We start from the raw sequence: 23,045 nt of genomic DNA, 5'->3' as shown, positions 1-23,045 counted from the left end.
TATCCTTGTCGAGAGCCTTGGTGACTGAAAGACTCGGAGGGAGATAGGCTAGATTGATTTTTATGGAATATAATAGAATAGAAAGAGGAGCACCTGGCTGAGGTGCTCCTTTTACAATCTTTACTCTGCCAATTGGCCTGCTTGCAATTGGTACATGCGTTGGTAGGTGCCTTTCATGGCCAAGAGTTGTTCGTGGTTGCCCGACTCGATAATCTTGCCCTTGTCCAAGACATAGATGCAATCGGCATCTTGGATGGTGGATAGGCGGTGGGCGATGGCAATGGTTGTCCGTCCTTGTCGCATTTTTTCCAGGGAATACTGGACAGTTTGCTCGGTTTCGGAGTCAATATTGGCTGTGGCCTCATCTAAAATCAGGATTTTAGGCTGGCTGGCCATGGTGCGAGCAAAGGCCAGCAATTGACGTTGTCCAGTTGAGAAGGCGGAACCTTTTTCGGTAACCAGGTGGTCATAGCCGTCTGGTAATTTTTCGATAAAGGGAGCAGCGTCCACAAAACGGGCTGCCTCCTCGACCTGCTCTCTACTGATATCCTGGTACATCTGGATATTGGAGGCAATGGTTCCGTGATAGAGGAAGGGGTCCTGCAAGACCAGACCGATATTTGACCGCAATTCCTGGGCAGGGAAGGTTCGGATATCCTGACCGTCAATCAGAACCCGCCCGGATTCAAATTCGTAAAAACGCATGAAGACGTTGATAATAGACGATTTTCCAGAACCGGTCGCGCCGACAAAGGCGATAGTCTGGCCTTTCTTGACCTGAAAAGAAACCTTGTCAAGGATTTTCCGTTTGCCGTCGTAGGAGAAGGAAACGTCCTCAAAAACGATATCTCCCTGGCTGATACAGGCTCCCTGGTCAACCTGCTGGGGTTCCTCAATGGTCTGGTCCATAAGGGTAAAGACACGACCGGCCGAAACCATGGAGGTTTGCAGGGTAGAGAAATGCTGGGTGACCTCCAAAAGCGGGTCGAAGAGGCGGTTAGCATATTGGATGAAGGCGTAAATCATCCCAGCAGATACAGTAGCGTCTGACCAGTCCAAGCCGAAGTAGCTAATCAGCAGGGCATAGGTCAAAATCTTAATCAGCGATAGGGCAGGACGGAGGAAGAGACTGTCCAGGGCCATAGACTTGCTAGCATAGGCCAGGTGTTCCTGGTTGATAGCCTCAAATTCCTCAGTTAGACGTTTTTCCTGAGAAAAGGCCTGAATAATCCGGATGCCCTCGATAGACTCTGCTAGCTTGCTGTTGATGTTGCTGAGGAGACTGCGTGTCTTAGCGACGACAGGAGCGGATTTTTTGCGGTAAAGATTGACCAGGATGAAGATGACGGGCAGGAAAAGTACCAGCATGGAGGTCAATTTCCAGTCCAGGGCAAACATGGTATAGAGAGTAACCACGATGACAAAGAGGGCTGAAATAAAGCTGGATAGGATTCCTGAGAACATCTCTGAGATACTCTCTGTGTCATTGGTCAGGCGAGACACGATAGAACCGCTCGGTGTTTGGTCGAAATAGGCCATGCCTAGAGATTGGACCTTGCCAAAGGCATCCCGACGAATATCTCGGACTACGCTATAGGAAACCTTGGCAAACCAAATATTGCCTAGATATTGAAAGAGCATCTGCACCAGATAAAGCCCAAAGTAGGCAGCCAGAATCATGGTCCCAGACTGGGAGATATGGCCGATATAATTGTCAATAAAGTGGGAGGCTAGAAGGGGAATAATGCTGCGAACAACAGTCGTCAGCAAGAGAAAGGTCAGGGCTGCAGCAGTTAGGAGCGAGTAGGGTTTGAGATAGGATAGGAGGCGCCAGAAAACGCCTTTTTCTTTTGATTTAGCTTGCATTTTCTTCCTCCATTTCCAGTTGTTGCATCATGTAGGTGTCGTAGTACCAGGCTTGATTTTCCAAGAGTTCCTGGTGGGTACCCCGCTCGGCGATTTTTCCGTCTTCCATAACCAAAATCAAGTCAGCATGGACTACAGCTGAGAGCCGGTGGGCTGTGATGATAGTGGTCTTGTCCAGACGGCTGCTCTTGATATTTTCGATAATAGCATGTTCTGTCTTGGCATCGACTGCTGATAGGGAATCATCCAAAATCAGGATGTCAGGGTTGAGAATCATGGCACGGGCCATGGCTAGACGTTGTTTCTGCCCACCAGATAGGGAAATCCCTTTCTCACCGACCATGGTCGCAAAGCCGTTAGGCATATCTTCGATGTCTGCATAGACATGGACAGTTTTGGCCGCCTCTTTGATGTGCTGCAATTCCAAATCAGGGTCGCCAAAGCTGATATTGTCCGCAACACTGGCTGCAAAGAGAAATTGGTCCTGGGGAACATAGCCCATAAGGGCACGCAGGTCTGCCAGGCGGTAGTTTTTGATGTCCTGCCCGTTTAGGGAAATAGCGCCCTGGTCTACATCATATTCCCGTAGGAGGAGCTTGATGAGACTGGTCTTACCAGAACCTGTTGGACCAACCAGGCCGATAGTCTGACCTTTTTTAATGCTGAAGTGAATATCTTCTAAAGTAGGCTGCTCAGAATACTTATCGTAAGAAAAGCGGTCGACCTTGTAGGAGATTTGTCCATTTTCTGGTGCTGGCAGAGGCTTGCTGGCCTCTTTTACATCAGAATGAACATCCAGTAAACTCTGGATGCGGTCGTAGGAAACAGCACCACGCTGGGTAATATTAAAGAGGAAACCGATAGCCATGAGGGGCCAGACCAGCAGGTCCAGGTAAGTCATAAAGGTGACCAATTGCCCTAAGGTAACCTGGCCTTGGGCGATGAATTGGGAGCCAAAAATCAAGGTGAGAACATAGGAGAGTCCGACAAAGAAGAGGACAGCTGGGTCGAAGAGGGAATCGTAGCGCATGGTCTTGAGGTTTTGGAGGTAGGCTGCCTGGTTGACCTCTTGAAAGGCCTTGCTTTCCTGCTCTTGGTAGCCGAAGGACTTGGTGACTTTGATACCAGACACAGATTCCTGGACCTTATTGTTCAGCTCTGAAAAGGCAGCTTGAGAGGCCTTGAAATTTTCATGAGTGCGGCGGCCCAGATAGCTGGTCGTCATAGCCATGAAGGGCAGGGGCAGGATAGCTACCAGGGTCATTTGCCAAGAAATCAGAAAACTCATGGTTACCAGGGTCACCACAGCGGTCACAGTCGCATCGACGAAGGACATAACACCGCCTCCTGCGAGACGGGTCAAGGCATTGATATCATTGGTGGCATGGGCCATGAGGTCACCGGTCCTGTGATTTTGGAAAAACGAGGGCGACATATTCATAAAATGCTCAAAGAGGCGAGCCCGCATAATTTTTCCTAGACGAAAAGAGGTGGCCAGGATATTCATTCGCCAGACATAGCGGAGGGCGTACATGCCAAAGCCAGATAGGATAAGCCCCAGTACGCCCAAGAGGAGTCCCTGTCCTGTCAGTGCACGGCTGTCGATTTGGTCAATGATTTCTCCCATAATATAGGCCGGCAGCAGGTTGAGGAGACTGACCAGACACAGAGAGATAATGCCAAGGAGGTAGCGCTTTTTCTCTAGCTTAAAAAACCACCAGAGTTGTTTGACAATTTTCATAATCATCCTTTCTTTTATTTCATAGAATTTGGGCAAAATAAAGGTTGGATATCCTTTCTAAGACTCCAACAGATAGTTCCTGTTTTTTAGTTAGAGATTGAGGTAGCGTAGCAAACTCCGTTTATTCGCGTTATAGGCTCCGAACCGGTCATAACGAATGATACGGACTCTGTTCGCTCCCTCTCCAACTTCCAACAGTCTCTCCCCAGACTGTAGAGTCATACAGGTTATAAATGTACATTCCAGTGTAACATACTATTCAGAAAAAGGAAAGTAAGTAGCCATGAGGACTATTTTTTGAGATTGTCCTTGTCTTTCAGATAAACTGGAGAGGCGAACATTTCGAGGTCAATATGTCCTAGCAATTCCGTTTTCCTCTTATTTGTGGTAAAATAGGAGAAAATTTTATGAGGTAGAAACATGAAAGCAATTGTTACTGTTGTCGGCAAGGACAAATCAGGGATTGTTGCGGGTGTTGCGACTAAGATTGCGGAGTTGGGGCTTAATATTGATGATATTTCCCAGACGGTTTTGGATGAGTATTTTACCATGATGGCGGTTGTATCGTCAGATGAGAAGAAAGATTTCACTCAATTGCGTTCGGAGTTGGATGCCTTTGGTCAAAATTTGAATGTGAAAATCAACATTCAAAGTGCGGCCATTTTTGATGCTATGCACAACTTGTAAGGAGAGATTTCATGGATATTAGACAAGTTACTGAAACCATTGAGATGATCGAGGAGCAGCACTTCGATATCCGGACCATCACCATGGGAATTTCCCTCTTGGACTGTATTGATGCGGATATTGAGAAAGCTGCGGATAAAGTCTATACAAAAATCGTCACCAAGGCCAAAAACCTGGTAGCAGTCGGCGATGAGATTGCGGCAGAACTAGGCATTCCCATTGTTAACAAACGGGTGTCGGTGACGCCTATTGCCTTGATTGGTGCGGCGACAGATGCCACGGATTATCTGCCCTTGGCTCATGCCTTGGACAAGGCGGCTCATGAGATCGGCATTGATTTTATCGGTGGCTTTTCAGCTCTGGTTCAAAAGGGCTACCAAAAAGGTGATGAAATCCTTATCAACTCTATACCGCAGGCATTGGCCCAAACCTCTAAGGTCTGCTCGTCAGTCAATATCGGCTCAACCAAGACAGGTATCAACATGACGGCTGTGCGGGACATGGGGCGGATCATCAAGGAGACGGCGGAGGCTTCTGATATGGGGGCGGCTAAACTGGTGGTTTTTGCCAATGCGGTTGAGGACAATCCTTTCATGGCGGGTGCTTTCCACGGTGTCGGCGAGGCGGATGTGGTTATCAATGTCGGCGTGTCTGGGCCCGGTGTGGTCAAGCGTGCTCTTGAAAAAGTGCGCGGTGAGAGCTTTGATGTGGTGGCGGAGACCGTCAAGAAGACCGCCTTCAAGATTACCCGTATCGGTCAGTTGGTTGGTAATATGGCCAGTGAACGCCTGGGTGTCAAGTTCGGTATCGTAGACCTGTCCCTTGCTCCAACGCCAGCTGTTGGCGATTCAGTGGCACGAGTTTTGGAGGAAATGGGCTTAGAAACCGTTGGTACGCACGGAACGACTGCTGCCCTGGCTTTGCTCAATGACGCTGTTAAAAAGGGTGGGGTTATGGCCTGCAACCAAGTAGGTGGCTTGTCAGGTGCCTTTATCCCTGTGTCTGAGGACGAGGGCATGATTGCGGCGGTGCAAAATGGCTCGCTCAACCTTGAAAAATTGGAAGCCATGACGGCCATCTGTTCTGTAGGTTTGGATATGATTGCTATTCCAGAAACAACGCCTGCTGAAACCATTGCAGCCATGATTGCGGATGAGGCGGCGATTGGGGTCATCAACCAGAAAACAACTGCGGTCCGTATTATTCCTCTCGGAAAAGAAGGAGACATGATTGAATTTGGCGGCCTTCTGGGAACGGCTCCTGTCATGAAGGTCAATCAGGCATCTTCTGCGGACTTTATCAACCGTGGCGGACAAATTCCAGCTCCAATTCATAGTTTTAAGAACTAAAAACGTAAACCGATTACGACAAGCAGTCGGTTTTTTGCTATACTATAGTCGAGTGAATTAGCTTTCAGACAAGGAACCGAGGTGCAGGTAGTACTAGAGTACAGCAAGCCGAAAGTGACGATGTATCAAAGCTAATTCAAATGACTATATAGTAAGAAAAGACAAGGAGAACACTATGGCAGATGTAAGATTATATATTTCTCGTCACGGGAAAACCATGTTCAATACCATTGGGCGCGTGCAGGGTTGGTGTGACACACCGCTGACCAAGGCTGGTGAGGAAGGAATCCGCGAGCTTGGCTTGGGGCTAAAGGATGCGGGCCTTGATTTTAAACTAGCTGTATCCAGTGACTTGGGGCGAACCGTTCAGACCATGACCATTGCCCAGCGTGAGTTGGGAATTTTAGGGAAAATCCCTTATTACCAAGACAAGCGTATCCGTGAATGGTGCTTCGGTAGTTTTGAGGGCATGTATGATGCCGAGCTTTTCCAAGGTGTCCTGCCTCGTTTGAAAGGGACAGTTGATGCGACGGGGATGTCCTTTGCGGAAATCGCAGCAGGTATCCAAGAGGCAGATACAGCTGGCTGGGCAGAATCTTGGGAGGTCTTGAGCAATCGTATCTTAACAGGTTTTGAATCCATCGCCCAAGACTTGGAAAAACAAGGCGGAGGCAACGCCCTTGTGGTCAGCCACGGTATGACTATTGCGACATTGGCTCATTTGTTAGAGCCAGAGCGTGGTGCTAATGTCTTTCTCGATAACGGCTCAATCACCGTCCTCAAATACGAAAATGGCAAGCTTTTAATTGAAGCAGTTGGCGACCTATCCTACCGTAAACGTGGAGCAGAATTGATCGCCCAAGGGGAATAGATGTGAAATGAAAACATGTATGTCATACGTTTTTTCTGATGTGTGACATACATGTTTTTTATATATGAAATCTAAGCTACATCATTTTAACTCTTTCCTACTAAAGATAAAGTAACTCAGATAAAGGTAGATGAGGGTAGCCATAAAGCTAACACCCATGGATAACCTTGAAATATGTTCCCCTTGTTGGAGGGAAAGGAATAGAAAATAATCTGTTGGTAATCTCATACGGAGTAGGTTACTGGTAATGAGGTTAGTGATATTGTCAAAAAGAAGGCTGATTAAACTAAAGATAAGATAGGCTTGATTGACCTTATTGGACTTGACAAATATCAGGATGGATAACAGAGAGATGCAGATAAATAAAGGTGTTTGAGCAATGAAACTGTGTATTATCACTGCAACATCAACACGATTACCTAGAAGTAAGCCAACACTGCTACTCAATAAATAGGCTAGAAGGATATAAGCGAGATCTAGTACAAAGGTTGCTAAGACTTTATAGAAAAATACCCCTTTTCTTGTTTGTTGCTTGATAATAATATGATTGATGGTACGGTAAGTAAAATCTTCTCCAAAGAATAGGTTGGCTGGAACGATAAAAAATAGTGTGATAAATTGAGAAAGCAATTGAATCAGAGAGCTAGTGAAGTCTTCGTTGCCATGCAACAAAAAAGCGGATAAAAAGGATAGTAAAGCCAATATTCCCAATGAAATCGTTAGTCTCTGTTCTTTTTGAATCTTAAATAAATCAGCTTTAAAGTAATGTATCATGCTCTTCTCCTTCTTAAATCAATGTCAGGTAATAGTCTTCAAATGACATTTGTTGTTTAAAAATTTCTTTGACCTCAATCTCATGGTTTATCAAGAGATGAATGAGGCTCATAACATTCGTATCTGATGACAGACTGATATAATCCTTATCTATTTTGTAAGCGATGTCCTGCTCTTCAAGGATAGTCAAGGTCTTAGGATGGTTGTTCGTTTGTAGATAGAGCTGTTCTTCTAGGGTTTGTTCAAGCTCTTGCTTTGAGAATTCTTTGACGATAAGGCCCTTATGCATAATAATGTACCGATCAACCACCATCTCAAGCTCTGATAGGATATGACTGGAGATAAGGATGGTCATCCCATATTGATTTCGAAGATTTAAAATAATACTTCTCATTTCTTTGATTCCAACAGGGTCAAGACCATTAATCGGTTCGTCTAGGATTAAAAAATCAGGCCTATCTAGGATAGCTAAGGCAATGGCTAAACGTTGGCGCATTCCCAATGAAAAATCTTTGGATTTTTTCTTAGGATCCACATCCTCTAAACCGACAATTGCTAATGTCTCTAAGACTTTTTCATCAGCTTGCTTAAGGTTTAATTGCAGAGCCATGTAACGAAGATTATCGATAGCAGATAAATTGGGTTGTAGAGCAGGGGATTCGATTAAAGCTCCAATACGACAATTTTTTGAGCTAGTAATGGTACCAGAAGTTTGGGAAATGAGGCCAGATAACATTCTGAGAAGCGTTGTTTTCCCAGCACCATTTTCACCAACTAAGCCACATATTTCTCCTTTATTAATCGTTAAAGAAACCTGATGAACGGCCTTTTGTTTCCCGTATTGCTTTGATAATTCTTGGGTAGATAAGAGAGATGCCATAACTACCTGCCTTTCTATAAAAAAATGATAAATCTATGATATACTAGATTCAAAAGTTAGCAAATTTCGTTACATAAATGTAACGAGTGGAGAATATAATGGGAACTTACGGAAAAATTTTTAAAATCATTCGTGAATCAAAAAATATGTCTCTAAAAGAAGTGGCTGGGGATTTCGTGACACCTGCTCAGCTATCACGCTTTGAAAATGGAAAGAGCAATCTTTCTGTAGATACATTTTTTCATTGCTTGAGACGGATGAATATGGTTGAGGGCGAATTTTCTACCCTCTACCAGTCCTATTTTCAGATAGATAATTTGTTTTCTTCAGAAGAATTTGTCCGTGCAGTTTATAGTCACAATGCTCAGTATATGGACAATAAAATTTTGTACCATCAAGCAGAGTATGATAGAGATGGACGTCCGTTTGATAGGGTGATGGTCGCAGCCTTTCATATCTTCAAGCAGCAATGGTGCGATCCTGATTATGATGTTTCTGAGGATGAAAAAGCTATTCTATCGGACTATTTAATGTCCATAGATGATTGGGGGAAATTTGAACTCTGGATTTTCGGAAATTGTAGCAGAGGTCTTCCTAGCAAGATGTTGGAAGTTCTGGGAATGGAAGTTCTCAATCGAACAAATTTTTATATGGATATCACAGAAAACAGAGATAATGTCTATAAGGTACTCATCAATATTTCGAGTAGTTTGTTAGATAGGGGAGAGGAGACTGCTGCGATTCGCTTTCTCAAAATTCTTGACTCTGTCAATATCATGGAAAAGAATATGCGGGATCGCTTGCTGCTTAAGCTCCTAAAAGCACGCTTGTCCTACATGAATGGAAATGATGGTGGCCTAGAAATAATGAAGGAATGTCTGCATATTGCCAAATTTTTAGATTGCTATGATTTAATCCACCAGATCAATAAGGAAATTGAGAAAGTTACAGATATGTAATGAATTTTAAGAGGCTCGTCATTTCCTGTAAGATAATACTTGTAAGTTTTACAACTTTACAAAACAATGTTTAGAAACTGTATTCACAAGAAAAGTGCTTTTAGAGAAGAGATGGTTTTTCGCTAATCAAGGCAGTTTTTTGAGGGAATACTAACTGTATTTTGAAAAAAACGAGCGGTGAGTAGCTGAAAAGCTAGCCTTAGCTAGAAGTGCTGAACTGTGAATACAGTTTCTCAATTATCTTGGAGGAAATAATGATGAAGAAATTACTTGTTTTAGGTGCTCTTGCAATGCTAGGTTTTGTAACTTTTGGGTTTCTAACAACTAATAGCAGTTCAGCAAGTGCTGAAACGGAGGGCAAGGTAGTTCTGTTTGGAAAAGTCGATTTTTCAGACGATGAAGAACAAGACACGGATGAGGAAAGGGAAGAAGTAGCGACGGAGAGCGATGATGTCAGCTGGCTTGAGAACTTTATCACGACAGGTTCTGTTGCAAAGTTTTAAATCTACTATCAAATAAGGTAGAATAATAGAAAAAGATAGCAGGAGGAATGACGATGAATCATTTTAAAGGAAAGCAATTTCAGCAGGATGTGATTATTGTAGCCGTGGGCTACTATCTTCGTTATAACCTTAGCTATCGTGAAGTTCAAGAAATCTTATATGATTGTGGCATTAACGTTTCTCATACGACGATTTATCGTTGGGTGCAAGAATATGGCAAACTACTCTATCAAATTTGGAAAAAGAAAAATAAAAAATCCTTTTATTCATGGAAAATGGATGAAACGTACATCAAAATTAAAGGAAAATGGCATTATTTGTATCGAGCCATCGATGCAGATGGTTTAACCTTGGATATTTGGTTACGTAAAAAACGGGACACACAAGCAGCCTATGCTTTTCTTAAGCGGTTAGTGAAGCAGTTTGATGAACCGAAGGTTGTAGTCACAGATAAAGCCCCCTCTATTACAAGTGCCTTTAAGAAACTAAAAGAATACGGCTTTTATCAAGGGACAGAACATCGTACCATTAAATACCTGAATAATTTGATTGAACAAGACCATCGTCCAGTAAAGAGACGCAATAAATTCTATCGAAGTTTACGCACTGCCTCTACCACGATTAAAGGTATGGAAGCCATCCGAGGATTATATAAGAAAACCCGAAAAGAAGGCACTCTCTTCGGGTTTTCGGTCTGTACTGAAATCAAGGTATTATTGGGAATCCCAGCTTAAATCATAGATACCGTAAGGGATTTTATTCTTTATTTAAAACTTTGCAACAGAACCAACAGCCTTCTATATTCTCTTTCATTTACAGAAAGAACGACATGGTTACGATATTACACAGAAGACTAAGGAAGTCACGGCAGGGCAAGTCGTGATTAGCCCTGGAACCATGTACGGCACCCTGTCGAAAATGGAAAAGGACGGCTTGATTCGGTTTGTCAGGGAAGAAGATAAGCGGAAGTTTTATCGGATAACAGAAACAGGTCGAGAAATCCTAGACATAGAATTGGCTCGGATTGAACGGCTCTATCGAAATAGCAAGGGAGAAAATGATGGAGACTAGGACAGAGTTCAAGGTATTTTTTATCACAGATTTCAGTCAGCAAGCAGACTATCTCAGTGAGATGCATCAGCAAGGGTGGAAACTAGTTAAGATTAGCTGGCTCTTGTTTTATCATTTTGAAAAATGCCTGCCAGAAGGGGTTGTGTATCAGGTTGATTTCAAGAAAGCAAAAAATAAAGATAGAGAAAACTATCTGCATATGTACGAGGAATATGGATGGGAGTTTGTCGTATCCTGCCAAAATTTCAATATTTTTAGGAAACCTGCGAAGATGGGAGAGCTTGAATTATATGGTGATAGAGAAAATAAAGTGGAGTTTGTGAAAACAATCTTCCAAAGACGCTATTTGCCATCTTTGGGACTGTACGGCATTCTACTGGGAACAAGTTTGCGTTCGCGTCCAGGTTTTGTCTTAGGTATTTCTATCATTTATATTCCGCTTTTATTATTACTAGGCATCCGTTTTTATCGTATGGTAAAAGAGTAACTAGGTCCTCAGACTGATTTTTAGCACTCTAAGCAAAAGAGTGCTAATTTTTTGGTTTTTTCTCTTGACAATCCATTTTTTCGGCGTATAATGGGAGTATATAGGTTAGCACTCGACATCATAGAGTGCTAACGCTCTTCGAAAATCAACACTAACCGTTGTCAGCTTGCCTTTGTGAACCACAGTTCTACATTCGGCCTCGCTTCCTAGGCTACTGTCGATTTTCATTGAGCGTAACTAAAACAGTGTTCATGAAAGGAGCGAAGATGATTACCCAACGTCAAAATGATATTTTGAATCTGATTGTTGAATTGTTTACGCGACATCATGAGCCAGTTGGTTCTAAGGCCTTACAGGAAATGATTGCTTCAAGTTCGGCTACTATTCGTAATGATATGGCTAAGCTGGAGCAGTTGGGCTTGCTGGAAAAGGCTCACACTTCAAGCGGTCGGATGCCCAGTCGGGCTGGTTTTCAATACTTTGTCAACCACTCGCTTAATTTGGAACACATCAATGAAGAAGATGTTTATCAGGTGGTTAAGGCCTTCGACTTTGAAGCTTTCAAGCTGGAGGACATCTTGGAGCGGGCCAGCACAGTCCTAGCGGATTTGACAGGCTATACCTCGGTCATTTTAGATGTGGAGCCAACCAGTCAGCAGCTGACTTCCTTTGACATTGTGCAGCTCAGTAGCCACGATGCCCTGGCAGTCTTGACTTTGGACCAGTCCAAACCTGTCACCGTTCAGTTTGCCATTCCTAAAAACTTTTTGTCCAGGGACTTGGAGGTGCTCAAACGCTTAGTTGATGAGCGCTTCGTAGGACAGACAGTCTTGTCCATTCACTACAAGCTACGGACGGAGGTTCCCCAAGTGGTGCAGCGTTACTTTGCCACGACGGACAATGTCTTGGATCTCATGGATTACATCTTTGCCAATCTTTTCCAAGAATCGGTCTTTATTAGTGGAAAAGTTGCCTCGCTGACCTATGGCAATCTAGCTACTTATCAGCTCTTGGATAGCCCTCAGTTATTGGCACCAGAGTTGCGACAGGGCCTGGCTCCAGACCAGCAGACCAGCATTTCCGTGGCGGAACATCGTGATCCAGCCCTAGCGGATGTGACAGTTATTCATCATCGCTTTCCAATCCCCTATCGGGGCATGGCCCAGATGAGTTTGCTTGGTCCTGTTGACATGAACTACCGCAGGCAGATGAGTTTGATCAACATCATCAGTCGCGTCCTATTTATGAAATTAACCGATTACTACCGTTATCTAAGTAGTAATCATTACGAAGTCAATTAGAAGGAGAATGCTTTGTCAGAAGAAATCAAAAACGAAGAAATCGTAGAAGAGGTTGAAGCAACAGAAGAAGTTGTGGAGACACCTGAAAAATCAGAATTGGATTTGGCAAATGAGCGGGCAGAGGAATTTGAAAACAAGTACCTCCGTGCCCACGCTGAAATGCAAAATATCCAACGCCGTGCCAACGAGGAACGCCAAACCATTCAGCGTTACCGTTCGCAAGACTTGGCTAAGAAAATCTTGCCAAGTTTGGATAACTTGGAGCGTGCCCTTCAAGTTGAAGGCTTGACAGAAGATGTCAAAAAAGGCTTGGAAATGGTTCAAGAAAGCTTGATTCAAGCCCTCAAAGAAGAAGGGGTAGAAGAAGTCGCAACAGATGTCTTTGACCCAAATCTTCACATGGCTATTCAAACCGTTCCAGCCACAGACGACTGCCCAGCAGAACACATTGCACAAGTCTTCCAAAAAGGCTACAAGCTGCATGAACGCTTGCTGAGACCTGCTATGGTAGTCGTATCAGAGTAGTCGCTCTGCTATTTCCCAAAAAAGAAAACCTGACCGAGATGTCATGCACAGTAGTTTGCAACCAATCGCTTCGTCGCGAGGCTCCTAGCTCTTGGGCAAACTTTGTGTCGGTAACTCTAAGGTCGCTAAAGCGACAAGAGTTACTCGAAAACTATGAAAAAAACTCGTCTGCAATGACGGTAAACTATGAATGAATAAAAGAAAACTAAAAAATGAGGTAACACACATGTCTAAAATTATCGGTATTGACTTAGGTACAACAAACTCAGCAGTTGCAGTTCTTGAAGGAACTGAATCAAAAATCATCGCAAACCCAGAAGGAAACCGCACAACTCCGTCTGTTGTATCTTTCAAAAATGGTGAAATCATCGTTGGTGACGCGGCAAAACGCCAAGCAGTGACTAACCCAGACACTATCATCTCTATCAAGTCAAAAATGGGAACTTCTGAAAAAGTTTCAGCAAATGGCAAAGAATACACACCACAAGAAATCTCAGCTATGATTCTTCAATACTTGAAAGGCTACGCTGAAGAGTACCTTGGTGAAAAAGTAACTAAAGCCGTTATCACGGTTCCTGCTTACTTCAACGATGCCCAACGTCAAGCAACCAAAGACGCTGGTAAAATCGCTGGTCTTGAAGTAGAACGTATCGTCAACGAGCCAACTGCGGCAGCTCTTGCTTACGGTTTGGACAAGACTGACAAAGACGAGAAAATCTTGGTATTCGACCTTGGTGGTGGTACTTTCGACGTATCTATCCTTGAACTTGGTGACGGTGTCTTTGACGTACTTGCAACAGCAGGTGACAACAAGCTCGGTGGTGACGACTTTGACCAAAAGATCATCGACCACATGGTAGCAGAATTCAAGAAAGAAAATGGCATCGACTTGTCAGCTGACAAGATGGCCCTTCAACGTTTGAAAGATGCGGCTGAAAAAGCTAAGAAAGACTTGTCAGGCGTGACTTCAACTCAAATCAGCTTGCCGTTTATCACTGCAGGTGCAGCAGGTCCGCTTCACTTGGAAATGACATTGACTCGTGCAAAATTTGACGAATTGACTTACGACCTTGTAGAACGTACAAAAGTTCCTGTTCGTCAAGCTCTTTCAGATGCAGGACTTAGCTTGTCAGAAATCGACGAAGTTATCCTTGTCGGTGGTTCAACTCGTATCCCAGCTGTTGTAGAAGCTGTAAAAGCTGAAACTGGTAAAGAGCCAAACAAATCTGTAAACCCTGACGAAGTTGTTGCTATGGGTGCGGCAATCCAAGGTGGTGTCATCACTGGTGATGTGAAAGACGTTGTCCTTCTTGACGTAACGCCATTGTCACTTGGTATCGAAACAATGGGTGGTGTATTTACAAAACTCATCGACCGCAACACAACCATCCCAACTTCTAAATCACAAGTTTTCTCAACTGCGGCAGATAACCAGCCAGCTGTTGACATCCACGTGCTTCAAGGTGAGCGTCCAATGGCAGCGGACAACAAGACTCTTGGTCGTTTCCAATTGACAGACATCCCTGCAGCACCTCGTGGTATTCCACAAATCGAAGTAACATTTGACATCGACAAGAACGGTATCGTTTCTGTAAAAGCCAAAGACCTTGGTACGCAAAAAGAGCAAACAATCGTTATCCAGTCTAACTCAGGTTTGACAGATGAAGAAATCGACCGCATGATGAAAGATGCAGAAGCAAACGCAGAAGCAGATAAGAAACGTAAGGAAGAAGTAGACCTTCGTAACGATGTGGACCAAGCAATCTTTGCGACTGAGAAAACTCTTAAAGAAACAGAAGGCAAAGGCTTCGACGCAGAACGTGACCAAGCTCAAGCAGCTCTTGATGAGTTGAAAGCAGCTCAAGAAGCGAACAACTTGGACGATATGAAGGCTAAACTTGAAAACCTCAATGAAAAAGCCCAAGCCCTTGCCGTGAAACTCTATGAGCAAGCCGCAGCAGCACAACAAGCAGCCGCAGGCCAAGAAGGTGCCCAAACAGCTAACAACGCAGGCGATGATGTGGTGGATGGCGAGTTTACGGAAAAGTAAACCAATAATACGGAGGCGAATATGTCTACAATATATACTACAAATTCTTGGGATGGGTACTCTAAAGGTAGTAAATACTGGAACGAGTATAGATTAGAGGGTGACAGAGTAGTAAAATATAAGTGTTCATCTTCAAAATTCTTTGATGGAAATGAAAATGTTCGCGAGACAGGGGGGCGTGAAGTTGATTCCTGGGAAATCGACGATCCTTCAATGCCTGATTGGTTGAGAGACTATTTATAAAATTAAGCAGAGGTTGCAACCCAGCCTCTGTTTTTGGGTAAAGAGGAGACGAGGTCCATCAATATGAAGAAAATACTGGTCGTCTTGACCAATGTATCTCAATACAAAAATGATGAAGAAAAAACAGGTCTGTGGCTAGCAGAAGCGACAGAATTTGTAGATGAAGTTACCAAAGCAGGATTTGAAGTGGACTATGTTAGCCCAAAGGGTGGCAATGTTCCAATCGATCCTCGCAGCTTGAAAAGTATCTATGTTTCGAAAGAAGATTTACAACTATCTGAAAGCGCCGATTTTAAGGAGCGTGCCTTGCTACATTCTCTTAAACCAGAAGATGTTCAACCTGAGGACTACATCGCTATCTATTATACGGGTGGCCACGGTGTGATTTGGGATTTTCCGGACAACAAGGAACTGCAAGAAATTGCTAATTCTATTTATGAACAAGGTGGATATATTTCCTCAGTTTGTCACGGTGTTGCAGGTTTGTTAAATATTCGTGATAGGGATGGCCGTTATCTTATTGCTGGTAAGAAGATAACCGGTTTCACAAAATGGGAAGAAATTCTTAGTGGAAAACTGAAAAAGGTTCCCTTTATCACAGAAACTGAGGTCAAAAAACGTGGGGCTGATTTTCAAAAGAAACTTCCCTACACTTCTTTTGCCATACAAGATGGTCGCTTTGTGACAGGGCAAAATCCCATGTCAGGTAGGGCAGTTGCCAAACGCTTGCTAAGTAACTTCTAGCAAGGACTGGAATGACTGTATTTGACATCTCAAATTTTACAGAAAGGAAAGTGTTCGCAATCGAACACGGGCTACTTTCTAAGTTTCAAAGAAAGGAATACAAGTTCGTTTATTCGAACACAGGCTAAAAACCTAGTGAAAAAGATAAACTTCCTAGTGTGTTTTACACACTGCGTTAGTTTTCTATTTTCATACGGTTTTCTTAACGCCTTTTGTATCATAAACTATGAACAACACAGAATTTTACGATCGTCTGGGGGTTTCTAAGAACGCTTCGCCAGACGAGATTAAGAAGGCTTATCGTAAGCTATCAAAAAAATATCACCCAGACATTAACAAGGATGCTGGTGCGGAAGATAAATATAAGGAAGTTCAAGAGGCCTACGAGACCTTGAGCGATCCTCAAAAACGTGCCTCTTATGACCAATTTGGTGCGGCTGGAGCCAATGGTGGCTTCGGCGGTGGCGGATTTGGTGGTTTTGACGGTGCTGGTTTCGGCGGTTTCGAGGATATCTTTTCTAGTTTCTTCGGCGGTGGAACTGCTCAACGTAATCCCAATGCACCTCGTCAGGGAGATGATTTGCAGTACCGTGTCAATTTGAAATTTGAAGAGGCTATTTTCGGTGCTGAAAAAGAAGTTTCCTACAACCGTGAGGCAACTTGTCGTACCTGTACTGGTTCGGGCGCCAAACCTGGGACCAGTCCTGTAACTTGTGGACGCTGTCATGGCTCTGGTGTTATCAATGTTGATACACAGACACCACTTGGAACCATGCGCCGTCAGATGACCTGTGATGTCTGTCACGGTCGTGGCAAGCAGATTAAGGATCCGTGTACGACCTGTCGTGGAACTGGTCATGAGAAACAGGCTCACACTGTTACGGTCAAGGTTCCTGCAGGTGTCGAAACTGGTCAGCGTATCCGTCTGGCTGGTCAAGGTGAAGCTGGATTTAACGGAGGCCCTTACGGAGATCTCTATGTAGTCGTTCAAGTCGAGGCATCGGATAAATTTGAGCGTGAAGGTACGACCATTCTTTACAAATTGGACCTCAACTTTGTTCAAGCTGCACTAGGTGACACCGTCCATGTGCCAACGGTTCATGGTGATGTGGATATGGTGATTCCAGAGGGAACGCAGACAGGCAAGACCTTCCGTCTTAAAGGCAAGGGTGCGCCAAGTATCCGCGGGGGTGCCATGGGTGACCAGTATGTCACTGTCAATGTAGTGACACCAACAGGGCTCAATGACCGCCAGAAAGCAGCTTTAAAAGACTTTGCGGTAGCAGGTAATATCAATGTGCATCCGCAGAAAAAAGGTTTTTTCGACAAGGTCAAGGACGCTTTTGAAGATTTATAAGAGAGATTGGATTGGCACTGCCAGTCCTTTTTCTGTATCATACCCAATGAAAATCAAACTGTGAAAGCCAATCAACCACTGTGTTAAAGTGTTTTTACTGTTCAAATAATGTGAGGTTGGATGTTATATCAAACCTCTTTTTCTATATCAGTATTTTCTTCAAATAGTTCCATTAGTCTTATGGTAAAATAAGAGCATTAGTAGAAATGAAAAGGATGACGGATGGACAAGTGGTTGACTGGTCTTGAGCTGAAAAAATACCAGGATCGTTCGGGTCTGGCAGGGAGTAAGCAGGGCCCCTTGGTCTGGACAGAAGTCTTTTTGCGCGAGGTCAATCAACAGCCCCAGCAAGGCATTCTGCACTACTGGCCCATGGATACGACGGTCATATTGGGCATGATGGACAGTCAGGTGCCGGACTTGGCGGCCGGTCTGGCTCATATTAAACAGTCTGGTTACAGCCCTATTATCCGTAGTCTGGGTGGTTTGGCAGTGGTGGCTGACCAAGGCGTACTCAATCTGACCTTGATTTTGCCGAATGCTCAAGGGCATCAGGTTAACCTCCACAAAAGCTATCAGGTCATGGTGGACTTGATTAGCCAGTCTTTGGCGGATTTTCCAGTTCAAGTGGAGAGTGGCGAAATAGCGACTTCCTACTGCCCAGGCACCTATGATTTGTCTATCCAGGGGCGGAAGTTTGCTGGCTTGGCCCAGCGGGTCTATAAGCGGGCCATTGCTATTTCAGCCTATATCAGTGTTCATGGCAATCAAGCAGAACGAGGCCAGCTGGTGGCTGATTTTTACCAGGCGAGTAGTGGTGGCCAACCGATACCAGACCGCTATCCCCAGGTCAATCCTGCCTCAATGGCCAATCTCTCAGACCTGGTTGGTCGTGAATTGACAGTCGAGGATATGCAGAAGCGAATTGAGGTCGTCCTAGAGAGAAATGGTGCTAGGCTTTCAAACTATTATCCTTCGTCGGACAATATGGCTGACTTTATGGACCTGGGACGAGGAATTAAGGAGTTTCAGGAGAAGTATGGCATATAGTCGAATCAAGTTTTGCCCTCAGGCTAGCTAGCAGCTCTGCTATTTACAAAAGAGAAAGGTATAGATATGGAATGGATGGATGCGACAGCTCAGGCTCAGGCTGTCAATGGCGGACAGGTTTCGGCCAAGGAACTGGTCCAAGAGGCTATCGAGAAGATAGAGGTGCTAAATCCGCAGTTTAATGCGGTGGTCTACACCCAGTATGACCAGGCTCTAGCTGAGGCAGAAGAGCAAGGTTTTTTGGGTAAACCTTTTGCTGGGGTTCCTTTGCTGTTAAAGGATTTAGGGCAAAATGAAAAGGGGCATCCCTCTTCAGCGGGTTCTCGGTTGTTTCAGGGTCATTCGGTCGGCCATACGGATAGGTATGTGCAAGCTCTCAAGGACCTGGGTTTTATTATTCTGGGTCGGACTAATACTCCGGAGTTTGGCTTTAAAAATATCTCGGATGCTCTGGTCCATGGTCCAGTCAATCTCCCATCAGATGTCAAGCGCAATGCTGGCGGTTCAAGCGGAGGAGCAGCTGCAGCCCTGGCTTCTGGAATGGTCAGCATTGCGGCAGCATCGGACGGTGGTGGTTCCATTCGGATTCCCGCGTCCTTCAATAGTTTGATTGGTCTCAAGCCCAGTCGTGGGCGCATTCCTGTCGGACCCAAGTCTTTCCGAGGTTGGCAGGGGGCTTCTAGCAACTTTGCCTTGACCAAGTCCGTGCGGGACACCAAGCGGCTGCTTTATCATTTTCAAACCTATCAGGTTGAGGCGCCTTTTCCCTTGGCAACCCTGTCGGAAGAGTCAATCTTCAGGCCTCTTAATCGCCCTTTGAAAATTGCCTTTACCTGTCAGTCCCCTATTGGTAGCAAGGTTAGTCTGGAAGCGCAGACGGCGGTTCTTCAGCTGGTCGACTATCTTCAAGGGATGGGTCATCAAGTGGAGGAATTACAGCGACAACCCTTGGACGGGAGTGAAGTGATGCAGTCCTATTATATTATGAATAGCGTAGAGACTGCTCAGATGTTTGATGAAATTGAAACGGCTTTTGGACGCCCAATGACTCTGGATGACATGGAGCCCATGACCTGGGCCATTTATCAGAGCGGTCAAACCATACCGGCCAAGCTTTATTCTAAGGTTTTACAGGATTGGGACCGCTACAGTGCCAGCATGCAGGAATTTCACCAGACCTACGACATTCTCCTGACTCCCACGGTGGCAGATGTGGCTCCTCTTCATGGTCAATTTCAGCCGTCTGTTGATTTAGAAACCCGCCTCAAGCAGACCCAGGAATATTCAATGGCTGCTCAGCAGGACTTGATCTGGGAGATGTTTGCGGACAGTCTCGCTCTTACTCCCTTTACGCAACAGGCCAATATTACAGGCCAACCATCCATTAACTTGCCGACGCATGTTACCAAAGAAGGCCTACCGATAGGGGTCCAATTGACAGCAGCTAAGGGCCGAGAAGATATCCTTTTACAGCTAGCCCAGGACTTGGAAGATGCTCATTTGTTTAGAATGTAAATGGCTACAAAAAACGATACCAAATTCTTGCCAAATCTTTTTCAAAATGTTACCCTATTAAAGTTGGTGGGTTAACACCAAAAATAAAGAAAAAGGAAGTTTGTCACTTCCAGAGGAGATTGACATGTTGAAAAAATTGTTGGCATCAGCCTTTCTTGTATCTACATTAACGCTGGCAGCTTGCTCAAGCAACGCTTCTAAGACAGAAGAAGCAACTGCAGAACCAACCAAATGGGAACAAGTCAAGGAAGCAGGTGTCTTGAAAGTTGCGACTCCAGGTACGCTTTTCCCAACGTCATACTACAATGACAAGAAGGAATTGGTCGGTTATGAAGTCGATATGATGAAGGAAATCGGCAAGCGCTTGGATCTCGAAATTGAATTCCAAGAAATCGGTGTAGCAGAAGCTCTGACATCAGTAGACTCAGGCAAGGTAGATGTTTCAGTAAACAACCTGCAGCCAACAGCTGAGCGTAAGGAAAAATACAACCTCTCTGAGGCTTACAAGTATTCTGTATCTGGTATGATTGTCCGTGAAGATGGTTCATCAAACATCACCGCAAAAGACCTTTCAGACTGGAAGGGTAAAAAAGCTGGTGGTGGTGCTGGTACAACCTTCATGAAGATTGCTGAAAAGCAAGGCGCAGAGCCAGTTATCTACGATAACGTAACCAACGATGTTTACCTTCGCGATGTATCCACTGGTCGTACAGACTTTATTCCAAATGACTACTTCACACAAGTGGTCGCAGTTAAGATGATTACTGCAAAATTCCCAGATATTAAAGTGAAGATGGGTGATGTTCGTTACAATCCAAACGAATCTGTGATTGTCATGAGCAAGGAGGATGACAGCTTGAAGCAAGAGTTGGATAAGGTCATCAAAGAAATGAAAGATGACGGTAGCTTGAAGGCTATCTCAGAAAAACACTATGCTGGTCAAGACTTGACCAAACCTGCTGAAGGTGCAGATGAGTTGCCAGTAGTAGACGTTGACTAAACATCAGAAAGGTTGGAAGTGATTCCTACCTTTTTATCTAGTAAAGAAAGGACGGGTGTTGACCTGGTCGGCGCCTCCAAGGTATTTCTCTATGTCTATCAATTGGCAGGCTGTTTTTGATCCAAAACTAGCTTTTGAGGCTATTCCGCTTATTCTAGAGGGCTTGCCCTATACATTGGCTCTCTCTCTTATCGGCTTTGCCCTAGGGACCTTTTGTGGCTTTTTTGTAGCCTTGATGCGTATGTCTAAGCTTGCCGTCCTCCGCTGGTTGGCTATGGCTCATATTTCCCTCATGCGGGGTATTCCGCTTATGGTCTTGCTTTTCTTTATCTATTTTGGTCTGCCCTTTATGGGCATTCAGCTGGATGCGATATCAGCGTCCATCATTGCCTTTACTTCCATGTCATCGGCCTACATCTCGGAAATCATCCGTTCTTCCCTGTCGGCTATTGATAAGGGTCAATGGGAGGCGGCACGCAGTCTGGGCCTCAAGACCAATGTGATTTATCGAAAAATCATTATTCCCCAAGCTTTCCGAATTGCTCTCCCCCCATTGAGTAATGTTCTGTTGGACATGGTAAAAAGTACCTCTCTGACAGCTATGATTACGGTGCCTGAAATTTTCAACAAGGCCAAAATCGTCGGCGGTGCTAAGTCTGACTACATGACGGTCTATATCTGCGTAGCCTTGATTTATTGGGTCATTTGTACACTCTATGCTGTGGGGCAGTTACGCTTGGAAAAACGTCTGGCTACTTATTAAAAAAAAGAAAAAGCCCTGAAAAGAACCTCCTTATATTGTTCATATAAGGAGGTTCTTTTCAACCCAATGCTTTTTTTTTATTTTTTATTTTTTACACTCCTCTGAAAACGATTTTATTACTTGTAAAGAAATGGTATAATAGAAGTTAAATAAAGAGAAAAGGTGCCTTATGACGACCATAGATATTAGCGAAGAAACATTAGCGAGAGAGTCCTCTGGTCTTCTTAGGACCCTCTTGAAAGATCGAACGACCAACAAGTCCATTGTTTGGGCTACACATTCCTATGAGTTGCTGGGAAAAGGGTTCGGTGCTTATGACCGAATCACTCCTACTAGAGTGACGGGTCCCTATGCCAACCTCATCCAGCCACGTTCAGAAAAGTCCAAGTACGAGCAAAAAGACCGCACCAAGGTCCGAGCAGAGGTGTTTACCCCAACTTGGTTGGTCAGACAGCAGATTGATGCCGTGGACCAAGACTTCCAAGATCTAGACCTAGAGGCCTACCTCAACCTCAAATGGTTGGAAATCACCTGCGGGGAAGCGCCTTACATGGTCTCCCGCTACGATACGGTGACCGGACAGGCCCTCGACCTTGAAGAGCGGGTCGGTTTTTTGGACCGTAAGCTCCACCGTCTATCTGAGGACGTCCACGAGGAAGAAGCTTGGTTCCAAGGGGCAGTGACTGCCTACCAGAACGCCTACGGCTACGAGTATCAGGGAGATTCCCTGCTCTTGGCTCGTGAAAACCTCCTAGCCAGCTTCATCGACTACTATCAAGCCAAGTTTGACCGGGAACCCAGCCCCAGCCAGAAACAGACCATTGCCCAGATTATTTCCTACAATGTCCTGCAGATGGACGGCCTGACCTACACCAGCCCCTACACTGAGCAAGCAAAGGAAGCTGTTCAGCTTAGCCTTTTTGAGGAAATAGCAGAGCAGACCAGCCAGCCACAAAAGGCACAAATCAAAGATTGGAAAACAAATGAGTTGATAGATTTTGAGCATCTATCACAAGGAGAAACCACTATGAAATTTGATGTTGTCATTGGAAACCCACCGTATCAGGAAGAAGGTGGAGCTAGAGATGAACCAATATATCATTATTTTATTGAAGAGTCGTATAAAATTGGAAATAAGGCTTTATTGATTACACCAGCACGATTTTTGTTTAATGCTGGACAGACACCTAAAAATTGGAATAACAAAATGCTGAACGATGAACAAGTAAAAGTTCCCGCGTTGTAAAATGAAGTGCAACAAAAAAGACATGTTCGTCTGATATACTAGAATTCCCCAACTCAGTATAGA

The 23,045-nt window shown here is 44.5% G+C and carries 22 protein-coding genes and 1 pseudogene; 19 read left to right on the top strand and 4 right to left on the bottom strand.

Annotated elements, in window-relative coordinates; translation table 11 throughout:
• Nucleotides 1-120: 120 nt before the first annotated feature.
• On the bottom strand, nucleotides 121-1,866 hold the full coding sequence (locus ACHBIE_RS05345) for an ABC transporter ATP-binding protein (protein WP_394718799.1): 1,746 nt from the start codon (nucleotides 1,864-1,866) through the stop codon (nucleotides 121-123).
• Nucleotides 1,856-3,607 (bottom strand): ABC transporter ATP-binding protein, encoded by a 1,752-nt coding sequence (locus tag ACHBIE_RS05340; RefSeq protein WP_394732916.1) that lies wholly within the window; start codon nucleotides 3,605-3,607, stop codon nucleotides 1,856-1,858. Before ACHBIE_RS05340 ends, ACHBIE_RS05345 begins: the two co-directional genes overlap by 11 nt.
• 420 nt (nucleotides 3,608-4,027) lie before the next feature.
• Here ACHBIE_RS05340 and ACHBIE_RS05335 point away from each other — a divergent pair, with 420 nt between their 5' ends.
• From ACHBIE_RS05335 to ACHBIE_RS05325, 3 genes are all read left to right on the top strand, one after another.
• A complete protein-coding gene (locus ACHBIE_RS05335; RefSeq protein WP_002941251.1) occupies nucleotides 4,028-4,294 on the top strand; it encodes an ACT domain-containing protein in 267 nt (88 codons plus the stop codon).
• An 11-nt stretch (nucleotides 4,295-4,305) separates the two neighbouring features.
• On the top strand, nucleotides 4,306-5,643 hold the full coding sequence (locus tag ACHBIE_RS05330) for a PFL family protein (protein ID WP_394732877.1): 1,338 nt from the start codon (nucleotides 4,306-4,308) through the stop codon (nucleotides 5,641-5,643).
• Nucleotides 5,644-5,818: 175 nt separating this feature from the next.
• Nucleotides 5,819-6,514 carry a histidine phosphatase family protein gene (locus ACHBIE_RS05325; RefSeq protein WP_074391408.1) on the top strand — a complete coding sequence of 232 codons (696 nt, stop codon included), beginning with the start codon at nucleotides 5,819-5,821 and terminating at the stop codon, nucleotides 6,512-6,514.
• 81 nt (nucleotides 6,515-6,595) lie between these two features.
• On the opposite strand, the gene ACHBIE_RS05320 is transcribed toward ACHBIE_RS05325, so the two are convergent.
• Together ACHBIE_RS05320 and ACHBIE_RS05315 are read right to left on the bottom strand one after the other, a co-directional pair.
• Nucleotides 6,596-7,288, bottom strand: a complete 693-nt coding sequence (locus ACHBIE_RS05320; protein WP_105122142.1) for an ABC transporter permease — start codon at nucleotides 7,286-7,288, stop codon at nucleotides 6,596-6,598.
• Nucleotides 7,289-7,301: 13 nt separating this feature from the next.
• The gene (locus ACHBIE_RS05315) at nucleotides 7,302-8,168 is read right to left on the bottom strand and encodes an ATP-binding cassette domain-containing protein (protein ID WP_105120583.1); all 867 of its coding nucleotides are present in this window, start codon (nucleotides 8,166-8,168) and stop codon (nucleotides 7,302-7,304) included.
• A 98-nt stretch (nucleotides 8,169-8,266) separates the two neighbouring features.
• Between ACHBIE_RS05315 and ACHBIE_RS05310 the strand changes: the two genes are divergently transcribed.
• The 16 genes and pseudogenes from ACHBIE_RS05310 to ACHBIE_RS05235 form a co-directional block, all read left to right on the top strand.
• Nucleotides 8,267-9,127, top strand: a complete 861-nt coding sequence (locus ACHBIE_RS05310) for an Rgg/GadR/MutR family transcriptional regulator (RefSeq protein ID WP_105118421.1) — start codon at nucleotides 8,267-8,269, stop codon at nucleotides 9,125-9,127.
• 254 nt (nucleotides 9,128-9,381) lie between these two features.
• Nucleotides 9,382-9,630: a hypothetical protein gene (locus ACHBIE_RS05305; RefSeq protein ID WP_105118420.1), complete on the top strand. Its 249-nt coding sequence runs from the start codon at nucleotides 9,382-9,384 to the stop codon at nucleotides 9,628-9,630.
• Nucleotides 9,631-9,683: 53 nt separating this feature from the next.
• Complete coding sequence (locus ACHBIE_RS05300; protein ID WP_161941131.1) at nucleotides 9,684-10,364, top strand: IS6-like element IS1216 family transposase; 681 nt, start codon at nucleotides 9,684-9,686, stop codon at nucleotides 10,362-10,364.
• A 67-nt stretch (nucleotides 10,365-10,431) separates the two neighbouring features.
• A complete protein-coding gene (locus tag ACHBIE_RS05295) occupies nucleotides 10,432-10,701 on the top strand; it encodes a PadR family transcriptional regulator (RefSeq protein ID WP_394732914.1) in 270 nt (89 codons plus the stop codon).
• The gene (locus ACHBIE_RS05290) at nucleotides 10,688-11,188 is read left to right on the top strand and encodes a DUF2812 domain-containing protein (RefSeq protein ID WP_079267735.1); all 501 of its coding nucleotides are present in this window, start codon (nucleotides 10,688-10,690) and stop codon (nucleotides 11,186-11,188) included. Before ACHBIE_RS05295 ends, ACHBIE_RS05290 begins: the two co-directional genes overlap by 14 nt.
• A gap of 266 nt (nucleotides 11,189-11,454) precedes the next feature.
• On the top strand, nucleotides 11,455-12,489 hold the full coding sequence (gene hrcA / locus ACHBIE_RS05285; RefSeq protein ID WP_105118320.1) for a heat-inducible transcriptional repressor HrcA: 1,035 nt from the start codon (nucleotides 11,455-11,457) through the stop codon (nucleotides 12,487-12,489).
• 12 nt (nucleotides 12,490-12,501) lie between these two features.
• Nucleotides 12,502-13,014 carry a nucleotide exchange factor GrpE gene (gene grpE / locus ACHBIE_RS05280; protein WP_002943082.1) on the top strand — a complete coding sequence of 171 codons (513 nt, stop codon included), beginning with the start codon at nucleotides 12,502-12,504 and terminating at the stop codon, nucleotides 13,012-13,014.
• 226 nt (nucleotides 13,015-13,240) lie between these two features.
• Complete coding sequence (dnaK, locus tag ACHBIE_RS05275; protein WP_002943084.1) at nucleotides 13,241-15,064, top strand: molecular chaperone DnaK; 1,824 nt, start codon at nucleotides 13,241-13,243, stop codon at nucleotides 15,062-15,064.
• A gap of 21 nt (nucleotides 15,065-15,085) precedes the next feature.
• Entirely contained in the window at nucleotides 15,086-15,307 is a 222-nt protein-coding gene (locus tag ACHBIE_RS05270; RefSeq protein WP_105123049.1) for a hypothetical protein, read from the top strand.
• Nucleotides 15,308-15,370: 63 nt separating this feature from the next.
• Nucleotides 15,371-16,051 (top strand): type 1 glutamine amidotransferase domain-containing protein, encoded by a 681-nt coding sequence (locus tag ACHBIE_RS05265; RefSeq protein ID WP_105123050.1) that lies wholly within the window; start codon nucleotides 15,371-15,373, stop codon nucleotides 16,049-16,051.
• Nucleotides 16,052-16,277: 226 nt separating this feature from the next.
• Nucleotides 16,278-17,408 (top strand): molecular chaperone DnaJ, encoded by a 1,131-nt coding sequence (dnaJ, locus tag ACHBIE_RS05260; protein ID WP_105123051.1) that lies wholly within the window; start codon nucleotides 16,278-16,280, stop codon nucleotides 17,406-17,408.
• Nucleotides 17,409-17,630: 222 nt separating this feature from the next.
• Nucleotides 17,631-18,458, top strand: coding sequence for a lipoate--protein ligase family protein (locus tag ACHBIE_RS05255; protein ID WP_105123052.1), 828 nt, complete (start codon nucleotides 17,631-17,633; stop codon nucleotides 18,456-18,458).
• Nucleotides 18,459-18,524: 66 nt separating this feature from the next.
• Complete coding sequence (locus ACHBIE_RS05250) at nucleotides 18,525-19,973, top strand: amidase (RefSeq protein WP_394732876.1); 1,449 nt, start codon at nucleotides 18,525-18,527, stop codon at nucleotides 19,971-19,973.
• 124 nt (nucleotides 19,974-20,097) lie between these two features.
• On the top strand, nucleotides 20,098-20,973 hold the full coding sequence (locus ACHBIE_RS05245) for a transporter substrate-binding domain-containing protein (RefSeq protein ID WP_394732875.1): 876 nt from the start codon (nucleotides 20,098-20,100) through the stop codon (nucleotides 20,971-20,973).
• Nucleotides 20,974-21,064: 91 nt separating this feature from the next.
• On the top strand, nucleotides 21,065-21,736 hold the full coding sequence (locus tag ACHBIE_RS05240) for an amino acid ABC transporter permease (RefSeq protein WP_105123055.1): 672 nt from the start codon (nucleotides 21,065-21,067) through the stop codon (nucleotides 21,734-21,736).
• A gap of 169 nt (nucleotides 21,737-21,905) precedes the next feature.
• Nucleotides 21,906-22,970 (top strand): annotated as a pseudogene (locus ACHBIE_RS05235) (Eco57I restriction-modification methylase domain-containing protein); the annotation flags it as partial.
• Nucleotides 22,971-23,045: the final 75 nt, after the last annotated feature.

Source organism: Streptococcus sp. A23, from assembly GCF_043674155.1.
GTDB lineage: Bacteria > Bacillota > Bacilli > Lactobacillales > Streptococcaceae > Streptococcus > Streptococcus suis_V.
Note: the sequence above shows the minus strand (reverse complement) of the source record. Positions and strands in the feature narration are given on the sequence as shown.